This window comes from Alistipes shahii WAL 8301, assembly GCF_025145845.1.
In the GTDB taxonomy this organism is placed as follows: domain Bacteria; phylum Bacteroidota; class Bacteroidia; order Bacteroidales; family Rikenellaceae; genus Alistipes; species Alistipes shahii.
The window spans coordinates 2,393,819-2,418,225 of record NZ_CP102253.1 but is presented as its reverse complement, the minus strand read 5'-3'; the positions used below and the strand labels follow the sequence as shown (position 1 = coordinate 2,418,225).

The window sequence follows — 24,407 nt, the reverse complement described above, 5'->3', positions numbered from 1 at the left end:
CAAGATATACCCCAAAAAAAGATGTTTTCACCTGTTACCCGAATCGGGGTATGTTTTGTCTGCGGCGGTCGCCTTTTGTCCGCGCCTTATCCCTAATGCCGATCTGTCCCGTCCTGAAAAAGGTTTACAGAAAAGAGTAAATCTTATGCAGCAAACAACGAATTCAGACTTATCGCGTCATTATTTACCGCGTCAGTTGCGTCATCTGATTTTACAGGAGTATTTGAGCGGAGTCAAGACGGCTCGCCAACTCTCCGAAGAACATGGTATTCCCATGTCTACGATTCATAAGATGGGTCAGCGCTGGAAAGCGAAAAATAGTTGTAGCTTTGTGAGTACCCCTAATCCTTATCCGATCATGTCCCGCGTTACGAGTGAAGAAGCCAGTGAATTATTATCCGAGAACAAAGCCCTTCGGCGGCGCTTGGAAGAGGCTTTATTACGTCTGGAAGGCTATGAGATCATGGGAGATATCCTCCAAGAAGAATACGGTATCGACCTGCTAAAAAAATCCGCAGCCGGACAGTCCAGCGTCTCAAAGAAAGACACACAGCAATGAGCCTGTCGTTTCTGTGCGGGTTGTTCGGCTATACCCGTCAGGCCTATTATAAACATTTACGGCGTAATAGGGAAGGATCCTTGTCCGACACCCTTCTTTTGGAGCGGGTGGGTTACTACCGGAAACTGATGCCCAGGCTCGGCGGTCGTAAACTGTGGCATTTGCTGCAACAAGACGGATTTCCGGTCAGCCGGGATCGGTTATTTACGCTGCTTTCGGAAAACAATCTTCTGGTCAAACGTCGGAAGAAATACAGCGTTACGACCTGCTCGCGGCACTGGATGCGTAAATATCCGAATCTGATCCGGGGTTTCGACCTCGAGCGGCCGCATCGTTTATGGGTCGGAGATATTACGTACATTTCTTTGAAAGAAGGATTTGCATATCTGGCTTTGATAACGGATGCCTATTCCAAACGGATCGTAGGCTATGATCTGAATACGACATTGGAACGGGACGGAGCGCTCCGTGCACTGAGGATGGCCATAGACCAGACTCCGCAGCAAAAACGGCAAGGGTTAATCCATCATTCGGACAGAGGATGCCAATATTGTTCGAAAGAATATGTGAAATTGCTGACCGATAATGGGATTCGCATCAGCATGACTGAAAAGGGCGATCCGTATGAGAATGCCGTTGCCGAACGGGTGAACGGTATTCTGAAGAGCGAATGGATCGACGAGGAATGTTTTGAAAGTTTTCAGGCAGCAAAAGAACGCATCGACCAGATCGTTATCCTTTACAATTCACTCAGACCTCATGCCAGCTGCGATTGGCTTACGCCCTTGGAAGCGGAACTTAGAACCGGGAAACTCAAACATCATTGGGGCCGAAAGACGGTTGTTCGGAAGGCATATGTAAACTTATATCAGGACAATATTTTTTGAACCAAAATGTTTATCTTTAATTATCAATCACTGTAAACCTTTTTCAGGACGGGACAATCGGGTTTATTCGTTCGTTGGTATATAAGCACGGTAAACGACTGCTTATCGCCGGAAATAATCCGATGAATAATTTGAATCAGTAGTTGAAAATAAGATATAAAAATGCGATGGCTACCTTTCCCATCGTATGAATTAGCAGTCCGCAAGTAGAGCGGCACTTTGAAGCTCTTTGAATATTTGTTTTTTCGTTCAGCCAACTGAATAGCGCTTCAATGGGTTCCCTGACAGATGAAACGGCTTGAGAATAAATGTCATCAGCGGCCTTGTTTCTCTGCTTCTCTTCTTCAGGAGCCCCTTTGATTGACTTGACGGGAGCGTAGAACTCATTGGCCTTATCGCGTCTTTCCTGCTCCCAGTAGTCATTGCTTCGGTATATCTTGTCAGCGAAGATCTTCTTGTTGAAAAGATCCGGCATGCATTCGCTCTGGAAGACCTTCAGGTCATTCTCGGAGGCAGGAGAGAGCGCTATCTGGCACGGATGAGGAAGATGCCCTTTCCTGCGATATCCTACCATGTGAAGCTTTAGTCCATGATAGTACAGGTTCTTGGTGGAACAGTATCCTTTGTCTGCGATATCTCTGGCGACCTTGCCTGTACGGTTTCTTCCGCAGCATGTGATTATCGGCATCGAGTCAACAATCACGGTATCATCCTGACAGTCAGAAGGCCTGAACATCCTTAATAACTGCGAGGACAGTTCCCTAACAGCACCGGCCATCCTGTTGAGACGGTAATTGAATGTCTGATAGGACACCAGGTTCGGGAACCAGTCGCGCAAGTACTCTTTAGCGAAGTTGTGAATATCCTTGATGAGGGTGTACTTCTGCTCATGACCGACAAAGAAATAAATCGTGAGGATTTCCTCGTCGGAGAACAACGGTTTCGAATTATTGCTGTATCTTTGGCAATGGTATTTGAGGCTTTGTTCGTACATATCGCAGATATACATATAGATTTTTATTAGTCTATACTCTTTGTCCTTGGGAATCATAACAAGCAAAAAATAGGGGTATTTTTTTTACTTTAAGTTACTGATTTCCAAGGATTTTGCAAGTATTTTCATCCCTTGATTTTCAAATATTTACAACTAATTCCGAGGCTTAAATGACCTCAGTTAAACTTATAAATCACAGCAGTTCAACTGCTGATTGGAATGAATAAATATTTCTGTATTTATTCTCAAAACGCGTAAGGACATAAATTCAACCCGATTGCAGTCCGACCTCCTGCCGCAATATTGGTAATAGACAGTAAGATAACGCATAAGCATTACGTTTTGCAACGCTTCCCCGACGGCGGTTTATATTTGTCGCCGAACCTTAAATTTCGCATCATGTTTCGATACGCCCACTTTCTCTCCGGGCTTCTCCCGCCCGCGTCAGAACCGCCGCCGCACAAATGGTCTTTTACGGCATCCGCACCTCCCGACCTGTCCGACCGCCCGATCTTCGGCGCCCGTCGGAACGCTCCGGAGCGCACTCCTCATTCCCGCTTTTCACGCCCGGCATTGTTCTGCGGTTCGGAATCCGGTATTTACTCTCCCCAACCATAAAAAGGGTGTGGCGCCGCGTCTTTATCTTACCAGCAAAGGAAGAGCAAGGTTGTGTTTTCGTAGACGAAAACTGCGCCTTACCCGCTGGCCGGCGTAAAATCCCGCTGGTCTGAACAACCTATATAGCATGAATAATCTATCGAAACTACCTGTCATGGAAACACCGAAGAAAACATATAGCAAACAGGGCGGTCGGCCGAAAGTCGGCATCGGCCGCATCCGCAAATACGTCGTCAGCACACGGCTCAGCCCCGAACGGAAACTCCGCTTTTCAGCCCTCTGCCGCGAGGCAGGGCAACCGTCGGCCGAAGTCCTGCGCCAGTTGATCGACCGAGGAACGGTAAGGGCGCGGATCACCCGCGAACAACTGGATTTCATGGCCCAACTGAAAGGCGTCGCCCGGAATCTGAACCAGCTGACCCGGCTGGCCAATGCCAAAGGTCTGACGGCTGTCAGGGTACGACATGCGGCGATCGTCACGGCCATCGAAAAACTCCTGAAACAGATCTGCGATGATCGGTAAGGTAATATCGGGCTCGTCCTTTTCGGGAACGGTGGGCTACGTGATGAAAGAGGAATCTCGGATATTGGAAGCCGAGGGCGTCATGCCCCCGGAAGTAAAGGACATGGCGCAGGACTTCAAAGACCAGACCCTATTGAACCCGCGGCTGAAAAACAACGTCGGCCATATCTCCTTGTCTTTCTCATCCAAAGACGCCCCGCGGATGACCGACGCCCTGATGACGCAGATCGCAAAGGAGTACATGCAGAAGATGGGTATCACCGATACGCAGTATCTATTGGTGCGCCACCTCGACCAGCCCCATCCGCACTGCCATTTGGTCTACAATCGGGTCGGAAATAACGGGCAGACCATTTCGGACAAGAACATCAAAATCCGAAATGCCAAGGTCTGCCGGGAGCTGACCGAGAAGTACGGATTGTATCTCGCGTCGGGAAAGGACGACGTACGGCGGGAGCGGCTGCGCGAACCCGACAAGACCAAATACGAAATCTACGATGCAATCAAAGGCAGTCTTCCCAAGTGCAAGAACTGGAACGAGTTGGAAGGTAAATTAAAAGAACAGGGCATCAGCGTGCGATACAAGTATTGCGGTTCGACCGACCGCAAACAAGGGGTTTTGTTCTCGAAAAACGGCTTCGAGTTCTCCGGCTCGAAGATCGACCGGGCTTTCAACTTTACGAAACTCGACAACCGGTTCAACCATATTCAACAGCAGACCCAACACCGGGCCACGCTCTTCGGGAACCTCTCGGCGGCAGCAGGTAATTACCGTTCGGCATTTGCAGGGTTGTTCGGCGGTATGGATAGCGGCGGCACGCACGAAGAGCCATCATCGGTAAACCTCGGAAAAGCAGGCGGGATTCCGCTGCCGCCGGCCGGTTCGCCCGTCGGAGTGTCCGCCGCACAGTTGCAGCGCAAGCCGGGAGAAAGCCCCGAAGAGCATATAGCACGAATCACGGCGTTGCTCGATGCCGCGGCCGAAGCGATGGCGATAGCCGCGATGGAGCGCCGACGCAGGCTCGAAGAACAGAAAAGAAGAGCCAAAATAAAACTGTAACCGAATTAAAAAATCTCAAAAACCATGAACAACGAAAATAGGATCGACCTCTCGGTCGAGATGTACGAAGACCTCAAGGAAACGCTTGTTAAAGCCATTAAAAACGCCAAAGCAGGCGGCGCAGGAAACGCAGGTTTGGATAATGTCCAACTGGAACGGATCGAGCGGCTGATAGAGGCCGCGGAATGCTCGCAGGGGCAGGTAGCACAGATGCTCGAACAACTGCGTAAACAGATAACGTTGCCCGGAGTACAAAACGGATGGGAACAGGCGATGGCTGACAAATATAACACGCTGCTGGCACAGTTGACAGGGAGACTGGAGGTGATTGACAAGGAGAACAGGCAGACGCATACATTGATAGAGCAGGTTGGGAAAGCCGTTGAAGCAGCGGCAAAGCCTGAAAACCTGCCTGTGCAGGAACACCGACACACCTATACGCTCGATCTTAAATCCTCGAAAACATTTCTGACGATGTTCGTCATGCTGGGTGGTATTTTCCTGCAAGGCGCATTCATCTACCGAATCTCGGAAAATAATCAGCTGTTAGCCGTGAACGATCTGAAATACCGTTACGTGAAGATGTGCGGGAAAATCGGAGAAAAGGAGCTGACGGAGTTGGAAACCGTATTTTGGGACGAGCAATACACAGCCATACGTGATACTGTCCAAAACCAAGTCGAACGCTATGAAGAAGCCGTAAGGCGGCAGGCTGAACGGTTGGAGCAGGCGACTGTTAAAGAGCGGAAAGCGAAAAGACTGCTCGATGATGTGAAGAAATTGAGGGAGGAATAGGCGCTGACAATTCAGATGTATTAAATGATGGTGCAGAAGATTATCACTAATCCGGGCCTTTTCCTTTCCATCTGAAGCGAAAGATATGTTTTTTGCAGGGATAGGGCAAGGCTATACGAAGCGCCCATACGGGCGGCCTTGCCCCAATCCCCGAAAAAACAGGGGCCCGTCACTAACGATAGGAAAGAGCGATGTGTATGTGAAGCCCCCCCCCTCCGCACAAAAATCCGCCCTGATAGCGTAAAATTTCAATATTTTGAAATCCAGCATATGAAAAAACTGCGAAATTAACTCCTATTATGTTATTAAAATTGCACAAAAAGTATTTAGAATATGTGTAGAACGATGATTTCTATGCTGTCTTTTTGATAATTAGTTATAATTTTACATTCTAAATAGATCATGTATTTTTATTGGTTGATAATATTGTATCCATTATAAAATAGAATTAGAAACTTTGATAGCAGAATGTACCGCATATGATTTTAAATTGATACTTAACGAAAAACTAAAAAACTCAAGAGTATAAGTGCATTTGCCAATGGTTTGGGCGGTTTCCCTTTCTTTGGCATAGACAATAATGGCGCATGGGTAATTTTGATTGAGTGTACTTGTTGCATAGTAATAGTTATGTTTGAGAATTTTAAGAAGATAACGATAGAAGGAGGCTACTTTGAACAGCCAACAACACTTGATTTATTTAAAGACAGACAGAATCTGAGCATCGTATATGGTCGTAATGGTAGCGGGAAAACTACTATTGCTAAAGCTATCCGGCAGTTGGTCGGTAAGGACACCGAACAACCAACAGAGGAGGGGTATGTGTCATATTCGGTTTCTACTGATGCGATTATTCTTGATGACAAGAAAGACTCGGTATTCATTTTTGACGAGGAATTTGTGCGTGAAAATGTAAGAACCAAAGGAAAGGGGCTAGAAACCATCGTGATGATGGGTGAGCAGGTAGACCTAGATACGCAGATAACCAACAAAAACGAAGAAAAGATAGCGATAGAAAAGAAGGTGGCAGAACAGACGACTCGGAGAGTAAATTTTGAAAATGGAAGTGATGCTTCTTCACCTTTATATTTCTATAACAAAATAAGAGATAAGTTGCGTGAAGATGGCGGCTGGGCAGACATAGACCGTAACGTGAAGGGTAATTCGGTGAGGAGCCGTGTGACGGAGGACTTGCTGAAGAAACTTGTTTTGATGGAAGAGCCGAAAGAAACGGAAGAGGCATTAAGGACACAGTTGAATGCTGACCTGACACTATACACCCAAACGGAAGACGCACAAGCGATAGTATGGAATCCCGTAAAATTGAAACTACCTAAAAGTCTGGACGGGGTGAAAGCCCTGTTGGAGAAGAGGGTTGAGAAACCGACACTGAACGAACGTGAGCATAGACTCTTGACCTTCCTGCAAGAACATGCGGAGCATCATTTGCAGGAAACGACACAACGGCTGGCAGAAGAGAAGTGGCCATTTTGTCCACTGTGTCTAAGAAAGACGAGCGATGAGGACTATGAATACATCAGCGAAACACTAAAACGCATACTGAACAAAGAGTCGGAGATATATAGCAAGGCACTGGATGAGGCGATGGATGTATTTGTGGATGTGGAGATGGCTATACCTAAGTTTCCTGACAGGTTGAATGAGAAGGAGAGAGAAGCAGCCCAACGTGCGACGGTGCAATTGAACAAGGACGTGGCTGCTGTGCGCAATAGAATAATTCAGCGGAAAAGGGATATATACGGTGTGATGGAAGAGGCCTTCAATGCGGACAAGGTGGATGGTTATAGCACACATCTGACAAACTATATGGCCGCAATGCAGGAGCTGGAAGTTTGCGTGGCGACATTCAACCGCTCGGTGAATGAGCGAGAGAAACTGAAGAGGAAAGTACTGCATGAGAATGAGTTATTAGCAAAGAAGCGTCTGACTATATTGCTGGATAGCTATAAGCAAGCGAACAAAGCTTATGAAAACTGTCAGAAAGCACTATCGAAATTGGAGAAAGACAAAGAGCGGACGGAGGGTGAGATAAAGGCACTGAAAGCACGGATAGAGCGGACGGACATTGCACAGGACTACATCAATGAGGAACTGCAATACGTGTTCTATAGTGACACGAAAGTGAAGTTGGTAGCAGGAGATGGTTGTTACAAACTGAAGGTAAACGGGCGGAGTGTACCTCCTAAGAAAATCAGTGTAGGTGAGAGAAACGTACTTGGGTTATGCTATTTCTTTGCCAGATTGTTTAGTGACAAGAAAAAGGATGATAAATATAAGGACGAGATTCTAATCATAATTGATGACCCTGTGTCAAGTTTCGACTATGGTAACAGATTAGGTGTGATGTCACTTTTACGTCATCAGTTTGACAATATCAAAAAAGGAAACTCGAATAGCAGAATTTTACTCCTAACTCATGACTTGCGCTCGGCATTTGACATGGTTAAAGTACGTTCGGAACTTAATGGTGGCAAGGGCAATGGTAAGACGTTCTTGGAACTTGTAGACAAGCAGATGAAGGAACGAGTAGTTTCGAATGAGTATAAGAAACTGTTGGAGTATGTATACGATTATGCCAAAACACCAACTGACGATAAAGGTGATTATATGGAAACAAGTATCGGAAACGTGATGAGAAGGGTAGTAGAAGCGTTTTCAAGTTTCTGCTACAACATGAAATTTGAGGAGATGATGTGCCGTGACGGTGTGTTAAAAGCTGTACCTGATGAGAAACGAACGTACTACGAGAACTTTATGTGTCGACTGGCTCTGAACGGGGAGAGCCACATGGAAGAACGAGTGTATGACTTGAACACCATCACGCCGTATTTTACCAAACAAGAGAAGGTGCAGACGGCAAAGAGTCTGTTGCTGTTTTTGAGCTACATAAACGAAGAACATTTATCCTGCTATTTGGCAAAAAAGGAAGATGGAGATGAGGATAGAATGGCAGAGATAAAAAGTTGGGAAACGGAAGAGGCGGTTTGGATGAAGTAGTTTTTGCCCCTATGGAACTTGCAAAATCAAGTAATGTAATTCATTTGTCTGCCGTATCGACTGCAAATAACCGACAACCAATAATATATTACAGATTTTTTAGGAAAATTGGCAAATATTCTGGCTGATAAATATTGGGAATTTTATTATACGGATACAAATCAAATATATACATTCGATTATCCTATTACTATTGAACCTCATGTAAAGGATGCGCCAAACTATTACGAAGGGTTTGGAATGTATGGTGCGGAAATTTCTATGCCGATTAGTAAGAATATCGTTCTTGTAATTTGGGATTCTCAATATTTTCAAGAGGGACTGTCCAATATTTTGTGTCAATAATGGAGCAGAAATATTTATTAATGGTGAGCCTCAAATGAAAGTATATCACGGGTAAGGTATATAAACTCATATGTTTCTAACGTTCTATTTAAGAAACACGACCGCTGTTATTTGCTTAACTCAAAATTTATTACTATCTTTGTATCAGTTGTTTGAGGTTGGAAAGTCATTGCAACAGACTTAAAACAGAACCGTTGCCTTTTCGTTACCTTATCCCATCAAAAAAAATGTAACAGCCTAATTATTTAGACTGTTACATCCTTTCAAAGGAAATCCATCGCTGGTTCCCTCTTTTTCTATCGAATGGCTTACGACTATTTGTTGTTGTAAGCGGCCATCTTCTCGATCAGCATGAGGACCTTGTTCGAGTAGCCCCACTCGTTGTCGTACCACGAAACGACCTTCACGAAAGTGTCCGTCAGCGCGATACCGGCAGCCTTGTCGAAGATCGACGTGCGGGCGTCGCCCAGGAAGTCCGACGAAACGACAGCCTCCTCGGTGTAACCCAGGATGCCCTTCAGTTCGCCTTCCGAAGCCTCCTTCATGGCAGCGCAGATCTCGTCGTACTTGGCGGGCTTGGCCAGGTTTACGGTCAGGTCGACAACCGAAACGTCGAGGGTCGGAACACGCATCGACATACCGGTCAGCTTACCGTTCAGCTCGGGAATCACCTTGCCTACGGCCTTTGCAGCGCCGGTCGACGAGGGGATGATGTTGCCCGAAGCGGCACGGCCGCCGCGCCAGTCCTTCATCGAGGGACCGTCGACAGTCTTCTGCGTTGCGGTGGTCGAGTGAACGGTGGTCATCAGACCGTCGGTGATGCCGAACTTGTCGTGCAGAACCTTGGCGATGGGGGCAAGGCAGTTGGTGGTGCACGATGCGTTCGAAACGATCGTCTGGCCCTTGTAGGTATCGGTGTTCACGCCGCATACGAACATCGGGGTGTCGTCCTTCGAGGGAGCCGACATAACGACGTACTTGGCGCCGGCTGCGATATGAGCCTCGGCCTTCTCCTTGGTGAGGAACAGACCCGTCGACTCTACCACGTACTCGGCGTTAACCTCGTTCCACTTCAGGTTTGCGGGGTCCTTCTCGGCGGTTACGCGGATAGCCTTGCCGTTTACGATCAGCTGGCTCTTCTCCACGTTGAAATCCACCGTACCGTCGAAACGGCCGTGCATCGTGTCGTACTTCAGCATGTAAGCCATGTAGTCCACGGGAACCAGGTCGTTGATGCCCACCACTTCGATGTTGTCGTTCGTGCAAGCGGCACGGAACACCAGACGGCCGATACGACCGAAGCCGTTGATACCGATTTTAATAGTTGCCATAATAATTTGAATTATTTGTTAATAAAAAAATTGCGTTATTTTTTTAACAGCACAAAAGTACATACTTTATATAATTTACGCAAATAAAAAATTAAATTTTTTTACGAACCGCGGACGCATCCGTTTCCCGGCACGCACCCGTCCGCCGGAAACCTCCGCCGTCTTCAGGCGCACAACACCGCGGAAGCCTACTGCGCAGCCAGTTTGGCCCGTTTGGCCATGGCCGAGGCGAAGACGAAATCGTTCAGCTCGCGGTTGTCCGCATGCAGGATGTCGTCCTTCGTCCCCTCCCACCACTTACGGCCGTCGTGGATGTATACAATTTTCTCGCCGATCTCCATCACGGAGTTCATGTCGTGGGTGTTGATGATCGTCGTGATGCCGTACTCCTGGGTGATCTCGTGGATCAGGTTGTCGATGACGATCGAGGTCTGCGGGTCGAGTCCCGAGTTGGGTTCGTCGCAAAACAGGTAGCGGGGATTCATCACGATAGCCCGGGCGATGGCCACGCGCTTGATCATGCCGCCCGACAGTTCGGCCGGATAGAGTTCGTTGGCCCCGTCGAGCCGCACGCGCTGGAGGCAGAAATTCACGCGCTCCATCTTCTCCCGCTCGCTCTGCGAGGTGAAGAGGTCGAGCGGCAGCTTGACGTTCTCCACAACGGTCGAGGAGTCCAGCAGCGCCCCGCCCTGAAAGATCATGCCGATGTCCTTGCGGATACTTTTGCGTTCCCGGAAACCGAGTTTCGAAAAGTTCACCTCGTCGTACCACACGTCGCCCGAATCGGGTTCGTGCAGGCCCACCAGCGTCTTGAGCAGCACGGTCTTTCCCGAACCGCTGCGGCCGATGATGAGGTTCGTTTTTCCGGTCTCGAATTCGACCGAGATGTCGTCGAGCACCACCCGGCCGTCGAACGACTTGACGATATGTTCGGCGCGTATCATATAAGCAGGACTTGTGTCAGGATCAGGTCGAAAAGCAGAATCACCACGCAGCTGGCCACCACGGCGCGCGTCGAAGCCGTGCCGACCTCCAGCGAGTTGCCCCGGGCGTTGTAGCCGTAGAAGGCCGAAATCGAGGTGATGATGTAGGCGAAGAAGACGGTCTTGATCAGCGTGTAGGTGATCGAATAGGGCTTGAAATCCATCAGCAGGCCGTCGACATAGTCGGCGGGGATCATAATGCCCGTCGCGGCGGCGATGAGGTATCCGCCCAGAATGCCGATCAGGATCGAGAGGATCGTCAGAAAGGGGAAGAAGACCATCGCGGCGACGATCTTCGGGAGGATGAGGTACGAGGCGGAGTTGACGCCCATGATTTCGAGCGCGTCGATCTGTTCGGTGATGCGCATGGTTCCGATTTCCGAGGCGATCGACGACCCGACCTTTCCGGCGAGAATCAGCGCCACGACCGCCGACGAAAACTCCAGGATCATCGTCTCGCGCGTGGCGTAACCCACCAGCGAGCGGGGAATGAACGGCGAATCGAGGTTGATGCACATCTGCAACGTGATGACCGCGCCGATGAAGACCGAGATGATGGCCGTCAGGCCGATCGAGTTGACACCGAGCGACTCCATTTCGAAAATGATCCGCCGGCGGTAGATGGCGGCCTTCTCCGGACGGGAAAAGACCTTTCCCATCAGCATGAAATAGCGCCCTATGAGTTCGAAAATCTTCAACATGCTACTGCTTTTCCTCTTCGAAATCGACGTAGTCGCCCACATCCTTCGACACGCGCTTCTCGGGCGTTCCCGGGGTTTTGTGCACCTTCACCTCGCCTTCGCGCTCCTTGCGCGGCTGCTCTGCAAAGGGCGAGCCGAAACCGCCGAATCCCTTCGGTCCGGACTGCTGTCCGAAGCCTTCGCCGAACTGCTGCTCCATCTGCTTGCGGACCTTGTAGATCCGCCAGCGGAAAGCCAGCATCAGCACGACGACCAAAATAACAAGTCCCATAAGAAAATACAAGATAAACAGCGCGATGCCCTTGAGCAGCGCGGGGGCGCCGAGCGCCAGTATGACGATAAGGAGCGTCGTCAGCGGATTGCGCTGCACGAAGCCCGCCAGGGAGTCGATGATTGCCAATATGAAATTCATTCCGATTTCGGTTTACATCTCCACAAAGGTATGGAAAATTATGCGTATTTCAATTAAATGTCGTAAATTTGGCGTCTGGAAACGAAAAACAAATCACAATCCCATATGTTAACTCCCCTCACCGCCATCTCGCCCGTCGACGGGCGTTACCGTAATAAAACGGAGAAATTAGCCGATTATTTTTCGGAGCAGGCCCTCATCCGCTACCGCATCCGCGTCGAAGTGGAATACTTCATCGCCTTGTGCGAACTGCCGCTGCCGCAGCTGACCGGCATCGACCGCTCGAAATTCGCCGCCCTGCGCGCGCTCTACCTCGATTTCTCGGACGCCGACGCCCGGCGCGTGAAGGAGATCGAGTCGGTGACCAACCACGACGTAAAGGCCATCGAGTACATCATCAAGGAGAAAATGGACACCCTCGGGCTGGAGGCCTATAAGGAGTTCGTGCATTTCGGCCTCACGTCGCAGGACATCAACAACACGGCCATTCCGCTCTCGCTCCGGGAGGCGATGACAGGCGTCTACTACCCCGTCGTCGAGGAGGTCCGCGACGCTTTGGCGTCGTTCGCCGAGCAGTGGCGCGAGGTTCCGATGCTGGCGCGCACGCACGGGCAGCCCGCCTCGCCGACCTCGCTGGGCAAAGAGTTTTCGGTATTCGTCGAGCGGCTCGAAAAGCAGTTGTTCATGCTCCACGACATCGCCGTTCCGGCCAAGTTCGGCGGCGCCACGGGCAACTTCAACGCCCACCGCGCGGCCTACCCCGAAATCGACTGGGTGGCTTTCGCCAACCGGTTCGTGAACGAGACGCTGGGGCTGTGCCGCTCGCAGTACACCACGCAGATCGAGCACTACGACAACCTGGCGGCCATCTTCGACAACATGAAGCGCATCGACACCATCCTCATCGACCTCTCGCGGGACATGTGGACCTACATTTCGATGGAGTACTTCAAACAGCAGATCAAGGCCGGGGAGGTCGGATCGAGCGCCATGCCCCACAAGGTCAACCCCATCGACTTCGAGAACGCCGAGGGCAACTTCGGCATCGCCAACGCCGTTTTCGAGCACCTTTCGTCGAAGCTGCCCGTATCGCGTCTTCAGCGCGACCTGACCGACTCGACCGTGCTGCGCAACATCGGCGTGCCGATGGCCCACGCGGTGATCGCCCTGCAATCGCTGCTCAAGGGGCTGAACAAGGTGATCCTCAACCCCGAGGCGCTGGCGCGCGACCTGGAGAACAACTGGGCCGTGGTGGCCGAGGGCATCCAGACCATCCTGCGCCGCGAGGGTTTCCCGAAGCCCTACGAGGCGTTGAAGGCCCTGACGCGGACCAACGCCCACATCACCCGCGAGTCGATCGCGGCATTCATCGAAACGCTCGACGTCGCCGAATCAGTCAAGGAGGAGCTGCGCGCCCTCTCGCCCTCGACCTACACGGGCGTGTTCCGGTAGGCCGGAACCGGCATCGAAAACAAAGGCAGGACCCGAAAGCGTCCTGCCTTTATTCGTCCCGACGGACCGTCACTCCTTGCAGCAACGCACCGTATAGCCGTAAGACCGGTTCATGTCCAGTTCATTATTGATCGAACCGCTGCTCGACAGTTTGCTGCGGAAGAAGAGGTAATAGGATTTGACCGAAGAGGTTTCCGCCGACCAGTAAGCGCCCGAACCGCCGGTCGAGCTGCGCAGCCCCACGATGGCGCCCGAACTGTAATTGCGATAGCCCTGCGCCGGATACCAGGCCGTCTGTCCCCCGTGGGTATAGGTCATACCGTAGTTCGTTCCGTCCCATACCGAAACGCCGTCGATGTACTGACGTCCCGAAATCAAATCCTCCCATGCACCGGTTTCAGGAACCCTGTACCCCGGCGGGCAGGGGTCGTTGAGCGTTTTGGCCTCACCCCACAATGTCGCGTTCGGCGACGCAAGCCAGTTATAGCCGGTTCCGACCTTATCGTTGTAGAACGTCATGGGATTGGCGGCAGCCCCGTCGGTCGTCGTCGCACTCTTGCTGAAAGCCCAGTCCAGCGCCGGATAAGCGGGATTCACCACCGTGCCGTTCTTTGCTTCGAGGAACGCATTGGCCGAAGTTTCCGTTTTCTCGCCCCCGTAGAACGGGTCCTTGCGCCCCCACTGGTAATACATGCCGTAAGCGTCCGTACCGCCTGCGGTCGTACCTGCGGCGCCCAGGTTGCGGTCCATGAAGACCGTCCCGTTCCCGTAGGTCATCGTCTGCGGAGCGTCGGTCACCCAGACATGCCAGCTCCAGACGACCTTTCCGTCCTGCATCAGGGCGACCAGCGCGTTGCCCCTGCCTTCGCCGACCGTGAGGAAAATATCGCCGGAGGTCGTGTCGAGGGCGACTCCCGAAACGAGTCCTTCGGAGTCGGTCCACAGCCAGTCGGCCGTCATGCCGTCCGCCATCTCGATCGCCGGCTCGAATCCGACCCCTTCGCCGGCTCCGTTTCCGCGTACCCGGGCATTGAAAACATACGTTCCGGGCGCCGAAACCACATAGCAGTTGGCCGTCCCCGCAACGCTCAAGTCGTTGACCTGCGCCGCCGAAAGAGTCCCGCCGTCCGTCAGCGCGATTTCCACCCGGCCGTTTCCGGCCTTTACCGACCGAAACAACTCCACCTGCTCGTCGCCCGTGGCTTCGACCGGATTTCCGGAGCCGTCCCCGATCTGCCACGGCGTCACGGCGGCGTCCGTCGTCACGGTCCAGAAACCTTTATCATCGCGCCCCACGACGGGGACAGGCCCCGAAACAGGCATTTTCGCTCCGGCGGCATCTTTCAGCCAGGGAATATCCTTTTCCGCGGCGAGTGTCCAGTAATACGCATCCCCATCGACCGCAATGCCGATCAGCGGCGCTTCCGCCGCCGCATTGCAGGCTACCGTCACTTCGGTCCCGTCGCAGAACGTAAGGCGCACGCCGTCCTCCGTCTCGGCCAGCGACCGCACTTCCGACTGCGACACGGCTCCGGCCAGCGTCTTCAGCGAGACCAGGCCCGCATTCAGGTCTTCGATCTTTTGCAACAGTTCGGCCGAGGGGGGGGGAACAGGTTTGTCTCCATCCGGGTCCGAAGCCCCGGATTCGCTCTTGCAGCCGCCGAGAAGCAGCGCCCAGGAGCAGATCACAAATAATTTTTTCATCATACCTTGTTTTTTAGTTAATGGTTCCATCTGTTCCGTCCGTAAGGGACAGACTTCACGGAGAATACCGCGCAGGCAAAAACAGGCATGACGACCCGGCAAAGCATGGCGACGACTTCCTCATCCAACCGTAAAAAAGTCTGTCCGAAGAGGTTCGCAGCAACAGGAAAAAGAGGGCCGAAGCAAATAAGGACGCACGGAAAAACCGCCGGCGACGACTTCAGGCGCTCCCTTTCTCCGCAGGAGCAAACACCCTATCGCGCAAGGCAGGTCTTCTGACTTGTCCCCCGAGGCGGCGCCTTCCCGGTCCCGGAGGACCAGTGGCTCAAGAATGCCGCAACGAAAAAGCCCTTGCGGGCGGGACTCACAGCAGCGGGAACTGTTGCCGATTCACACGGCATTCCCTTTTAATTCCCCTCCACGGGGAAACCATTGCACGGCAAAGGTACACTTTTATCGGCAGGAAGCAAGCGATCCGGCGGAATATTTCCGCGAAACGCGCCCCGCCGCTCTGCGCAGCGGACCGTTCCGACCACGATGCGTCCCTTTTCCGGCAGACGGCGGCGCAACTTTGGCACGCGCTTTGTACTTATTTCAGTCAGCTGCGGCACAGCAACCGCAGTGAGGTTTCTTCATTTATTTAAGTTTGGGTTAGTAGTTTTAGGAGGGCAACCTCCTGGGGGCAGCAGGCAATCGTGAGATTCCCTGCTGTTTTTTTATCCCCGGAGGGCATCACTAACCGAACAGGTCGTTGAGCACGGCGGCCAGACGATACGACGCCAGGATCAGCTGGCGTTCGGGCAGCAGGTAGGTGTCCGTCACGAACTGCTTGCCGTAGGTCCCGTCGGCCCGCTGCCAGTCGTAGATCACCCGGCAGGCGACGGCCGTTTCGTGCAGCCATTCGCGGGGCGTAGCATCGGCTCCCGCAACGGCGAAGACCTTCCACACGCGAACCGTGTTTCGGGAAGATCGGCCGCAAGGCATCGCTGTCCCCGCCGCTCACCCGCCGCAAAATATCTTTTTCTCCTTCCACGTTACAACGCCGAGAATTTTCCTTTAAAGACACTATCATCAGGCATATGCCACAAATAAAACAACAAAAGGCATAAAACCAAAATTATTCCGGTAAAAATTCCACGACAAGACCCGATATTCCACCAAACGGTCCTCGGCGGACGGCGATTGCAGGTTCGGCACGCGCTTTGTACTTATTCCGGTCAGCTGCGGCACAGCAACCGCAGTGAGGTTTCTTCATTTATTTAAGTTTGGGTTAGTAGTTTTAGGAGGGCGACCTCCGAGGGCAGCAGGCAATCGCGAGATTCCCTGCTGTTTTTTTTGTCCCCGGAGGTCCTCCTACTAACCGAACAATTCGTTGAGCACCGCAGCCAGGCGGTACGAGGCCTTGATCAACTGGCTTTCGGGCAGCAGGTAGGTGTCCAGCACGAACTGCTTGTCGTAGGTCTCGTCGGCCCGCTGCCAGTCGTAGATCACCCGGCACGCGACGGCGGTTTCATGCAGCCATTCGCGGGGCGTACCCTTGGCCATGGCGGCTTTCTCGCGCTTGGAGAAGGTGTCCAGCAACTGTTGATACTCGCTGTAACTCCAGCCGTGGGCCCCGTCCAGCACACCCCAGTCCCACATCGCATGGTAGGACATCTTCCTGCCGTTGAGGTCCGCGCGGCCGCTCTTGCAACCGGCGTATTTGACATGCGAGGGACAGTGCATGTCACCCACGATGTGGATCACATACATCAGGTTCAGCCGCACGAGCGAATCGCTCATATTCCGGTAGTCTTTCAGCCGGTCGACGGCGCGCATCAGTTCGACGACGCAATTGGTCTTCCCCTTGCGCAGGGTGTCGACCAGTTGCATGCCGGCATCCACATAACTCACATGCTCGACGTTTCGAAATTCGGGCGTATCGCGGTACTTGTCCATCCACGATGCGTAGTAAACGATCGAATGGTCGAGGTAGCGGGCGATATTCCTCTTCGCCCGGGGCGTCAGGTTGCATTCGGCGATATACGCAATGGCGTCGTGGCGTGTGCGGTCCCATGCCTGCGACGGCAGCGCCGCGCAGAGCATAAGGCCCAACAAAAACAGTTTCAGGTTTTTCATTGTCTTTCAAATTAACGGGTTAACGATTCGGCGCGGAAGTTATCGAACTGCACGCGGTTCTTGCTTTTGACCGCCGGGGCGAACACCACGCGGGTCGTAGCATCGGCTCCCGTGATCGTGAAAGAGAAACCCTCCCACGCATTGCCGCGCGACAAGGTGAACGAAATGATTCCGCCCGAAGCGCCTTCGATGGTCCCGGCGCCCTTCAGGCTGGCCGTCAGGGTCTTGTTCGTATCGGCCGCACCGGAGAAATACTGGAAGAAATAGGTGGCGTCGAAGCTGACCTTCACGTCGTCCGTACCGGTAATGCCGGTGAATGCCGGGGTGATCAGGTTGCCCAACGCCGACGACGAATTGAGGTGAATATACCCCGGACGGGTGTAAACGCTCTTGTTGGTCGCATCGTAACCCCAGCCGTTGAGCGACACGGTTCCTTCCTTTTCCAGCAGGTCGAGGCGCACCATCGTATCCACCGTACAATAGGTGTTGATCCAGTCGGTGTTGGTCGCCAGCAGGGCACTGCCGCTCCAGGGATCGGCCCAGGAGAAATCGTCCTGGAAGTAGACCGTGGCCGTCGAAGGAAGGATATCGGCCCGGACCGCCGCCGAAGGCTCCGACGAGCGGAACGTCTGCGGAATCTCCACCTTCGAACTGTTGTAGTTCATGTGGTTGGCCACCACGCGGAAATTGAAATAGGGGTAATTGCCGAAATTCTTCCCGGCCAGCCCGCCGATATGTACGCGGGGTTCCCACGTTTTACCCGTAGCGACCACCTGTCCGTTCGGCAGTTCCACGAAATAGGTGTAATCCGTCGCATCGGACACCTCGGCCCAGGAAGCCTCGAAACCATAGGCGCTGTTGGCGGAAACGGTCACGCCGGAAGGCGTCGCGAGCTGGGGCAATCCGCCTCCGGACGACTTTACGTCGCCCTCGACGGGATCGCTCCAGGCGGATTCCTTATAGGTCTTGTCGCCTTCGGCGGGCAGGGCGCGGACCGTCAGGCGGGCCGAAGTCCCGGCGATCAGTCCGGTAAATTCGGCCGACAGCTCCGTCGTCTTGCCGCTGCGCGAGGCGACCACCTCGCCGCAGTTGAGACAGGTGTAGGAATACTCGTACTCCGCGGCCTGCGAGACCTCGGTCCAGGTGAACTTCACGGAACTTTCGGTAGCGGCATCCTGGTCGAACGTCACCGCAGGAACCGCCAGCGGTATCAGGTCTACCGAAGGTTTGTCGTCCGGGCCCGCCTTGACGATCCGCACGTCGTCCAGAAACCAGCGGTTGGCCTTGGTTTCCTCCACCGATTCGAAGACCAGTTGTGTGGCGTCGGTCGCGCCGTAGACGATCAGCGTCTTCTCCTCCCACTGCACCGGCGTTTCGGTCTGCATGACGAGCACCTTCTCCGTCGACACACCGTCGTTGACCGTACCCGGACCGATCACCCGCACCTGCATGGTCGAGGGGTCCCACGTGCCGTTGGCAGCGACGTAAATACAGCATTTAAAAGTCACCTTGAGATCCGCCGCACGGTTTTTCCGGATGTCCAGCGTCGGGCTTACCAGGCCTCCGCCGCAACCCGCCGCATTGGAACCGCGCCCCATCTTGACATAGCCGATACGCAGGTAAACGCGCTCCTTGAGTTTGTTGTCATCGGTCTTCCACCCCGATCCGACGAGGGCGTTATAGGCCTCCTGCCCGTGGCTTGCCGCCGTTATGCCGTTCCAGTAGGTTTCTGCCGTAAGCGGCGTAGGATACGTCCCGATGTAATCGGTTCCGCCGTATACGTCGGTCACCCACGAAAAATCGTCCTCGAAATAGACGTAACCTTCCGGCTTGCCGTCGTCGCCGCCGACCTGGAAAGCAACCTCCTGTCCCTCGCCGAAGTTGCCCTCGTAAAGGCGGAAGTCGTCGATGCGGTAACCGCCTGCGGGGGCTTCGACCTTAAAATCGAACGTGGGATTGTCCTCGCCGACCCAAAACCGCGCCAGGACCTCTTTCCAGTCGCCTGCGCCGTCGATCACTTCGTATTGCAGGGCGATCAGTTCGTCGCCGCCGTTCCCGACGAGCACCCGGAACCGGTCGGGCGTCAGTTCGCCGCCGGGAGCCAGCACGCCCATCTTCAGACGGAAATAGGAGTCGTCACGGGTCGCCACGTCGCGCACGGAAAACGAGGGCGTCACAGTTTCCGGGCCCTCTCCGGGAACCTCCAGCACGATATTGTTACCGCCCGAAGCCTCGTCGTAGCCCGACGAAGGCGTGTCGGCCGACACGAAAGCGTTTACGCCGGAGAATCCCACCGCCGAAGCACCGACGCCTTCCGGTTCCCACGCCGTATAGCCGCCCACGGCGACCGGCTCCGCAACGGCCGAAGCCCCGGCCCCGGTGCGGATGTAGTAGATAAGTTCATCGGAGGAACCCTGCGTCACCTCGATCTGTGCGGTCACGCCGTCCAGCGAATCGAACCGAAGCGTCGTCGAACGCCTGCCCCCGGGATTCACGGCCGCGGTGACCTTCACCGTCTGGTTGCCGTACGCCGCACGGGGCGCGACGGTCAGCCAGTCGGCATCTTCGTCGAGGTTGATCACCCAATAGACATTCGACAGGACATCGAACGTGACATCGCCGCCTTCGTAGGTCATTCCACGCTTGTTGGCGCTGACCGAAGAAGCGCTGAGTGCGAGCGTCTCATCCCCGGTCCGGTCCGTACTGCAGGCCCCGGCGACCAGCGCCGCGAATCCCAACAGCCATATACTGTACTTTTTCATGCTCTTCGTTTTTCAGGTTATTTCGAGGTCTTCACAAAGGCCTTCGGCCGCTTCATCCGTTCCGAATAGACATTGCCGAAACGGTCGGTGACCGTGATTTCGAGTTCCGACACGGGCGACGACGCCGTCACGCTGAACATGTGCGACGAGCAGCACGACGCCCAGTCGGCATTGGCTTCGTATTTGGCCTCCACGCGGGGAATGTCGAAGGTGATCGTGTGCAGCGGGTCGCGGTCGAAGACACGCTTCACCTCAAGCGGCGAGCCATCCTCCCGCACCTCGACCTTCCAGGCCGGATCGTAGTTCCAGACATTGATATAAACAACGTTATCGCCCACTTTTCCATAGTCGTCGCCCTTGTTGTCACGGCTCGCATACTGGGCCAGCAGCGCCTTGTAGGTGCTGTTGTCGAGGTGCTTTTTCACGGTGTTCATGTCGTACGTGCGGAACTGGTATCCGGCAGGTTCGCCGATGCCCTTGTAGCTCCACTTCACGTCGGTCGAATTGACCGTATAGATTCCGTAACCGGCAGGCGACCCGTCGACGCAGATGGCCCGGTCGGAAAAGAAAGTGCTCCACCACCATGTTTCGCAGACGGCGGCCGTGTTGTGTTCGATCACTTTGTCGTTGATGACCATCGTGGAGTTGTGGTGCGTATGCCCCGTTATGAAATGCACCTCGGAGAAATCCCGGACGGCATTCATCAGCGCCCCGGTTCCACCCGTGGCGCTCGGCATCTTGGCCGTGTTGGCGAACGAGGCGTTGTAATTTTCGTAGAGCTGGACATGCAGACAGACCACCAGCGGCGCCGTCTTATCCTCGACGGCAGCCAGGTCTTCGGCCAGCCAGGTCATCTGCGCCAGCGACACGACGCGGTTGTAGTCGCGGCTGCCCAGCACGCCGTCGCTGCCGCCCGTATTGATCCAGTCAATGTCGTCGAGTACCACGTAGTGCACCTTGCCGAGGTTGAACGAATAGTAGTTCGGCCCCAGCGTCCTGCAATAGGAAAGCTGCCCCGGGGCGTCGCCCTGCACATAGGGGTCGTTATCGTGGTTGCCCATCGCGTGGAATACGGGCACGGAATATCCGTTCCGGGAAAGCCACTGCCGGTAGTGCGGAAGCCGGAAATTACGGTCGTACCAATACCTGTCCCAGGTCATGTCGCCCGCCATGAGGCAGAAAACCGGCACGGAGCTGGCATCGGCAAAAGCCTGCGTTTCAGCGATAAACCCGTTTTTGAAATTGCGCAGGTCGTTCTGCTTGTCGGCCAGGTGCAGGTCGGCGCCCACCAGCATGACGTGGTTTTCGGTATCGGCCTCCACCAGCTCGAAGTTATGCTTCTCGCACACCCCGGCCTCGTCGGTCAGTCCGGCCCAGAAGCCCATCATCATATTGTTATCGAGCGCAGCGGGCAGGTAACCCTGGGGAATCGTGATAAAGACATACCCCAGCGTCTTGAGCGACGGAATCCAGTAGTAACCGTTCTCATCGGTGGTGACCGTCTGCAACCCGTCCGACACGCGGACACCCGGCACGCCTTTGTCGCCGCAGAAGACAATGCCCTTGATGTTCATGCCCTCCTTGTCGGGAACTTCCTGGTCGGTCGTAAGGTAGATTTTCACCGTGGCGACATACTGCTCCTGCGCACCGCGAACCACATAAACGTCGTAGCTCTCCCGGGCGATCGCCGCAGGTATCACCACACGGGCCGTCTTGGCCGTAACGCCGCTTACCGGCAGGTCGAACACAGCGGCGTCGGCCCGGAACGAAACCACGTCGCCCGCCTCGAAGCCTACTCCCTGCAGGGTCAGCGTCTGCCCGGCATACACGCTCATAACGGGCGCGAGGTAGAGATTGCGCACTAGCCTCCGGGACTGTTCGAACTCCGGGGAATCGCTCTCCGAGCACCCTGCCGCGAGCAGGAAGCCCGCGAACAGGACGAAGAGCATTTTCAATTTGAATTGACCTATTTTCATCGTTCGGATTTTTAACGGTTTATAAATCGAGGCACGACATGCGTACGACACCGATGCGGCTGGTTCCCGAAGCGGTGTTCTCCGTGTCGCTGGCATTGCGCTGGCGGGTAGCCCGCAGACGGATCGAGAAACTTTCGCGGTCTTTCAGCTCGTCGGGCAGCACGAAGAGGTATTCGGGCGCTGCGATGCTGTTGTGCCAGTTCGAAGCCACGTATTCGTTGCCGATCGGCGTCCAGGTTTTGGCATTGTCCGTATCGGCCCACTCCATCTGGAAGTACATCGGGCCTGCGGTGTTGCTCGAGGCCGTAAACTGGAGTGAAATCTGCCCCGTAAAGCCTTTCGTCGAGAGGTTCGAGAGAATCCAGCAGCAACCGTCCGTATCGGTATTGACCGCAGCGGTATTTTTCCACCACCCCTGCGCCATCACGGCGACATACTGCACCCCTTTGGTGTTGCCGTAGGCCGGGAGCCATGCATTCTTCACCGCATCCCATGTCGCCGCCGTACAACGGGCATGCGCCCACGCCAGGTACATCTGCTGCGTATTTCCCGAAGTCGATCCCAGCACGTCCTCGCCGACCGAATGTTTGAGCTGTCCCTGTCCGACGGACGCCGTCACCGACTGCATGGCGCCTGCATTGTCGGTCCACGGACCGATCTGCATGACGGTCTTCGAAAGGCGGCTTGCGGCCGGGGCCTTGAAGTTGGTGATGTCCGACTCGCGGCGGATGCGCACGCACCAACTCTCGACCGGACGGCGCATCTGGTCGCGGCCGTCGTAAACGTCGCATTTGTAACGCTTGTTGACGATACCCGTGATATCGCCGGCCCCTTCGGGAATCATCGAAAGCGCCCGCTCGGTGAACGACCACGTGGTGTAGAGTTTAGCCGTATTGCCCTTGGCGTCGCGCAGGTAATGGCCGTACTCGATCGTCAGGTCGTTGTAATCCGCCGAAGCCTGATAGGCGGCTCCCTGTTTGATACCGAGGTACGACACCCCTTCGTTGATGTTGACCAGCGTCCCGTAAGGCAATGCGAATTCAACGTTGCGCAGCGTCACCAGCCGGTTCTCATACGCCGGCAGCTTCGTCAGGTCATCAATCACGACCGGTTCGACGGGTGTTCCCGCCACGGCGCTCTGTACGGCCGTCGACGAAAGCCCGGCAATCTTCAATCCGTTGGTATAGGCGTCGCGTTCGATATGCTGTCCGTACATGTGGAGCGTAACGACCTGGTTCAGGTCGCAGGTATTGTCCGCCGCATCGTCGAATTCGATCCACAGGCCTCCGGTCTCGTCCTGGATGAACATCGTGTTGTTCACCTGCTCGCCGCCTCCGGTCGAATAGGCCACCGGATAGTTGCGCGTCGTGCGGTCGCTGATCACGCTGCCCGCGACATAGACGTTGCGCGCGATCTTACCCTCGCCCATCGCCAGCAGGTCGGCGACCGTGATCTTTTCGGCCTCCTCGAAGGCGCTCGACCGGTCGGCCTGCATGATGGCGAACACACACGACACCGAAGTGCCGTAAGCCCGGATACGCACCTGCGCTTCACGCGGCTCGGAGCCCGGATTCGCCGCACAGGTGAAAGTTTGGCTCACAGGCGTGAAGTCGCCGATCGTAACCCACGAGGCATCGGCCGGATCGACCAGTTCGGCCACCCAGTCGATATTCGACTCGACGCCCACGGTGAAGGTCTCGCCCTTGACCGAAACGGTCTTGCCCGACTCCTTGACGTTGACCTTCAGTTTGGGCTCGTCGCCCGCCTGGTTGAACCGGATCGTCGCCACCGAAAGGCCGTCGACCACGATATTCAATGTCCCGTGGCGCTGGTAGGCCGTCGTATTCTTCTCGACCATGGCCGAGAAACGGGCGTCGCCGACACCCTCCGTCGGCCAGTAGGACAGCCATTCGAGGTCCTCTTCGTAGGTGGGTACGAGTTTCCAGCTTCCGTAGTTGGAGTACATCAGAAAATCCTGTGTCCCGCCCGCCGTATTGAACGACACCTCCTGAATCCCGTTTTTGTCGTTATCGAGGATATAGACATATTTCTCCTGCGTCTCGTCCTTTTCGCACGACGTGGCCAGCGCCGCCGAAACCAAGGCGGCCGCCCCGGCGGCAAAGATGCAAAGACGTTTTATCATCGTTTTCATAGTCCAGTCTTTTTCGG

At 54.3% G+C, this 24,407-nt stretch carries 19 protein-coding genes and 1 riboswitch; of the genes, 8 read left to right on the top strand and 11 right to left on the bottom strand.

Annotation, left to right across the window (positions count from 1 at the left end):
• The first annotated feature begins 145 nt into the window (after positions 1–145).
• Together NQ492_RS10225 and NQ492_RS10220 are read left to right on the top strand one after the other, a co-directional pair.
• The gene (locus NQ492_RS10225) at positions 146–559 is read left to right on the top strand and encodes a hypothetical protein (protein ID WP_014775546.1); all 414 of its coding nucleotides are present in this window, start codon (positions 146–148) and stop codon (positions 557–559) included.
• Complete coding sequence (locus NQ492_RS10220; RefSeq protein WP_014774758.1) at positions 556–1,446, top strand: IS3 family transposase; 891 nt, start codon at positions 556–558, stop codon at positions 1,444–1,446. Before NQ492_RS10225 ends, NQ492_RS10220 begins: the two co-directional genes overlap by 4 nt.
• A gap of 136 nt (positions 1,447–1,582) precedes the next feature.
• Here NQ492_RS10220 and NQ492_RS10215 read toward each other — a convergent pair whose 3' ends face one another.
• A complete protein-coding gene (locus NQ492_RS10215) occupies positions 1,583–2,497 on the bottom strand; it encodes a transposase (protein ID WP_259872901.1) in 915 nt (304 codons plus the stop codon).
• A 715-nt stretch (positions 2,498–3,212) separates the two neighbouring features.
• Here NQ492_RS10215 and NQ492_RS10210 point away from each other — a divergent pair.
• The 5 genes from NQ492_RS10210 to NQ492_RS10190 all read left to right on the top strand — a co-directional run bounded on the left by NQ492_RS10210 (position 3,213) and on the right by NQ492_RS10190 (position 8,799).
• Complete coding sequence (locus NQ492_RS10210) at positions 3,213–3,581, top strand: MobC family plasmid mobilization relaxosome protein (RefSeq protein ID WP_015547460.1); 369 nt, start codon at positions 3,213–3,215, stop codon at positions 3,579–3,581.
• Complete coding sequence (locus NQ492_RS10205) at positions 3,571–4,641, top strand: relaxase/mobilization nuclease domain-containing protein (protein WP_015547459.1); 1,071 nt, start codon at positions 3,571–3,573, stop codon at positions 4,639–4,641. The genes NQ492_RS10210 and NQ492_RS10205 overlap by 11 nt, the downstream gene beginning before the upstream one ends.
• A 24-nt stretch (positions 4,642–4,665) precedes the next feature.
• A complete protein-coding gene (locus tag NQ492_RS10200; RefSeq protein ID WP_015547458.1) occupies positions 4,666–5,436 on the top strand; it encodes a hypothetical protein in 771 nt (256 codons plus the stop codon).
• A gap of 630 nt (positions 5,437–6,066) precedes the next feature.
• The gene (locus NQ492_RS10195) at positions 6,067–8,454 is read left to right on the top strand and encodes an AAA family ATPase (RefSeq protein ID WP_015547456.1); all 2,388 of its coding nucleotides are present in this window, start codon (positions 6,067–6,069) and stop codon (positions 8,452–8,454) included.
• 87 nt (positions 8,455–8,541) lie between these two features.
• Positions 8,542–8,799 carry a DUF4238 domain-containing protein gene (locus NQ492_RS10190; protein WP_326929418.1) on the top strand — a complete coding sequence of 86 codons (258 nt, stop codon included), beginning with the start codon at positions 8,542–8,544 and terminating at the stop codon, positions 8,797–8,799.
• 314 nt (positions 8,800–9,113) lie between these two features.
• Here NQ492_RS10190 and gap read toward each other — a convergent pair whose 3' ends face one another.
• The 4 genes from gap to NQ492_RS10170 all read right to left on the bottom strand — a co-directional run bounded on the left by gap (position 9,114) and on the right by NQ492_RS10170 (position 12,226).
• Positions 9,114–10,130 (bottom strand): type I glyceraldehyde-3-phosphate dehydrogenase, encoded by a 1,017-nt coding sequence (gene gap, locus NQ492_RS10185; RefSeq protein ID WP_015547455.1) that lies wholly within the window; start codon positions 10,128–10,130, stop codon positions 9,114–9,116.
• Between the two features lie 188 nt (positions 10,131–10,318).
• Entirely contained in the window at positions 10,319–11,074 is a 756-nt protein-coding gene (locus tag NQ492_RS10180) for an ABC transporter ATP-binding protein (RefSeq protein ID WP_015547454.1), read from the bottom strand.
• Positions 11,071–11,814 (bottom strand): MlaE family ABC transporter permease, encoded by a 744-nt coding sequence (locus NQ492_RS10175; RefSeq protein ID WP_015547453.1) that lies wholly within the window; start codon positions 11,812–11,814, stop codon positions 11,071–11,073. The genes NQ492_RS10180 and NQ492_RS10175 overlap by 4 nt, the downstream gene beginning before the upstream one ends.
• Position 11,815: 1 nt before the next feature.
• The gene (locus tag NQ492_RS10170) at positions 11,816–12,226 is read right to left on the bottom strand and encodes a DUF4834 family protein (RefSeq protein WP_015547452.1); all 411 of its coding nucleotides are present in this window, start codon (positions 12,224–12,226) and stop codon (positions 11,816–11,818) included.
• A gap of 105 nt (positions 12,227–12,331) precedes the next feature.
• Between NQ492_RS10170 and purB the strand changes: the two genes are divergently transcribed.
• Positions 12,332–13,678 (top strand): adenylosuccinate lyase, encoded by a 1,347-nt coding sequence (gene purB, locus NQ492_RS10165; protein ID WP_015547451.1) that lies wholly within the window; start codon positions 12,332–12,334, stop codon positions 13,676–13,678.
• Positions 13,679–13,747: 69 nt separating this feature from the next.
• On the opposite strand, the gene NQ492_RS10160 is transcribed toward purB, so the two are convergent.
• From NQ492_RS10160 to NQ492_RS10135, 6 genes are all read right to left on the bottom strand, one after another.
• Positions 13,748–15,382, bottom strand: coding sequence for a PL29 family lyase N-terminal domain-containing protein (locus NQ492_RS10160; RefSeq protein WP_231839916.1), 1,635 nt, complete (start codon positions 15,380–15,382; stop codon positions 13,748–13,750).
• 248 nt (positions 15,383–15,630) lie between these two features.
• Positions 15,631–15,832: riboswitch (cobalamin riboswitch) on the bottom strand.
• Between the two features lie 285 nt (positions 15,833–16,117).
• Positions 16,118–16,330 carry a phospholipase C/P1 nuclease family protein gene (locus NQ492_RS10155; protein ID WP_044054488.1) on the bottom strand — a complete coding sequence of 71 codons (213 nt, stop codon included), beginning with the start codon at positions 16,328–16,330 and terminating at the stop codon, positions 16,118–16,120.
• A 408-nt stretch (positions 16,331–16,738) separates the two neighbouring features.
• The gene (locus NQ492_RS10150) at positions 16,739–17,500 is read right to left on the bottom strand and encodes a S1/P1 nuclease (protein ID WP_015547449.1); all 762 of its coding nucleotides are present in this window, start codon (positions 17,498–17,500) and stop codon (positions 16,739–16,741) included.
• An 11-nt stretch (positions 17,501–17,511) separates the two neighbouring features.
• Positions 17,512–20,262: a BACON domain-containing protein gene (locus tag NQ492_RS10145; RefSeq protein ID WP_044054487.1), complete on the bottom strand. Its 2,751-nt coding sequence runs from the start codon at positions 20,260–20,262 to the stop codon at positions 17,512–17,514.
• Positions 20,263–20,279: 17 nt separating this feature from the next.
• Positions 20,280–22,238: a calcineurin-like phosphoesterase family protein gene (locus NQ492_RS10140; protein WP_044054486.1), complete on the bottom strand. Its 1,959-nt coding sequence runs from the start codon at positions 22,236–22,238 to the stop codon at positions 20,280–20,282.
• Positions 22,239–22,257: 19 nt separating this feature from the next.
• Positions 22,258–24,390 (bottom strand): BACON domain-containing protein, encoded by a 2,133-nt coding sequence (locus NQ492_RS10135; protein ID WP_015547447.1) that lies wholly within the window; start codon positions 24,388–24,390, stop codon positions 22,258–22,260.
• Between the last annotated feature and the right edge of the window lie 17 nt (positions 24,391–24,407).

Bases quoted from the DNA above. Each gene is read 5' to 3' on its own strand.
- NQ492_RS10225 (WP_014775546.1), top strand. From the start codon at position 146: ATGCAGCAAACAACGAATTCAGACTTATCGCGTCATTATTTACCGCGT.
- NQ492_RS10220 (WP_014774758.1), top strand. From the start codon at position 556: ATGAGCCTGTCGTTTCTGTGCGGGTTGTTCGGCTATACCCGTCAGGCC.
- NQ492_RS10215 (WP_259872901.1), bottom strand. From the start codon at position 2,497: ATGATTCCCAAGGACAAAGAGTATAGACTAATAAAAATCTATATGTAT.
- NQ492_RS10210 (WP_015547460.1), top strand. From the start codon at position 3,213: ATGGAAACACCGAAGAAAACATATAGCAAACAGGGCGGTCGGCCGAAA.
- NQ492_RS10205 (WP_015547459.1), top strand. From the start codon at position 3,571: ATGATCGGTAAGGTAATATCGGGCTCGTCCTTTTCGGGAACGGTGGGC.
- NQ492_RS10200 (WP_015547458.1), top strand. From the start codon at position 4,666: ATGAACAACGAAAATAGGATCGACCTCTCGGTCGAGATGTACGAAGAC.
- NQ492_RS10195 (WP_015547456.1), top strand. From the start codon at position 6,067: ATGTTTGAGAATTTTAAGAAGATAACGATAGAAGGAGGCTACTTTGAA.
- gap (WP_015547455.1), bottom strand. From the start codon at position 10,130: ATGGCAACTATTAAAATCGGTATCAACGGCTTCGGTCGTATCGGCCGT.
- NQ492_RS10180 (WP_015547454.1), bottom strand. From the start codon at position 11,074: ATGATACGCGCCGAACATATCGTCAAGTCGTTCGACGGCCGGGTGGTG.
- NQ492_RS10175 (WP_015547453.1), bottom strand. From the start codon at position 11,814: ATGTTGAAGATTTTCGAACTCATAGGGCGCTATTTCATGCTGATGGGA.
- NQ492_RS10170 (WP_015547452.1), bottom strand. From the start codon at position 12,226: ATGAATTTCATATTGGCAATCATCGACTCCCTGGCGGGCTTCGTGCAG.
- purB (WP_015547451.1), top strand. From the start codon at position 12,332: ATGTTAACTCCCCTCACCGCCATCTCGCCCGTCGACGGGCGTTACCGT.
- NQ492_RS10160 (WP_231839916.1), bottom strand. From the start codon at position 15,382: ATGAAAAAATTATTTGTGATCTGCTCCTGGGCGCTGCTTCTCGGCGGC.
- NQ492_RS10150 (WP_015547449.1), bottom strand. From the start codon at position 17,500: ATGAAAAACCTGAAACTGTTTTTGTTGGGCCTTATGCTCTGCGCGGCG.
- NQ492_RS10145 (WP_044054487.1), bottom strand. From the start codon at position 20,262: ATGAAAAAGTACAGTATATGGCTGTTGGGATTCGCGGCGCTGGTCGCC.
- NQ492_RS10140 (WP_044054486.1), bottom strand. From the start codon at position 22,238: ATGAAAATAGGTCAATTCAAATTGAAAATGCTCTTCGTCCTGTTCGCG.
- NQ492_RS10135 (WP_015547447.1), bottom strand. From the start codon at position 24,390: ATGAAAACGATGATAAAACGTCTTTGCATCTTTGCCGCCGGGGCGGCC.